This is a genomic window from Anaerococcus lactolyticus ATCC 51172, assembly GCF_000156575.1.
Taxonomy (GTDB): domain Bacteria; phylum Bacillota; class Clostridia; order Tissierellales; family Peptoniphilaceae; genus Anaerococcus; species Anaerococcus lactolyticus.
Genome location: NZ_GG666129.1, coordinates 1 through 241, shown reverse-complemented (window position 1 = coordinate 241; position 241 = coordinate 1). Strand labels below are relative to the sequence as shown.

General features: G+C 62.7%; 1 protein-coding gene. It reads right to left on the bottom strand.

Features of this window, described 5'->3' with window-relative positions; translation table 11 throughout:
• Nucleotides 1-117: 117 nt before the first annotated feature.
• Nucleotides 118-241: transporter substrate-binding domain-containing protein (locus HMPREF0072_RS12740; RefSeq protein WP_004830677.1), on the bottom strand; the 124-nt coding region annotated here is incomplete at its 5' end.

Below are 241 nucleotides of genomic sequence, written 5' to 3'. Positions count from 1 at the left end.
CGACCAGGTTGGCGAGCCATTCGAGCAATTTCTGCAGCGAATTCATTCAACACTCCATCGACAAACACGACGGCCGCGTCTCTCGGGCGCGGCCGCTTCCCCCGTTCGGGCGGGAACTCACTTCGGCGGCTGGCTGACGTCCAGGCCGAACCACTTTTCCGAGAGCTTGGCGAAGCGGCCGTCGGCCTTGATCTTCTCCAGCGCCGCGTTCAGCGCCTCGCCGAACTTCGGATTGTTCTTC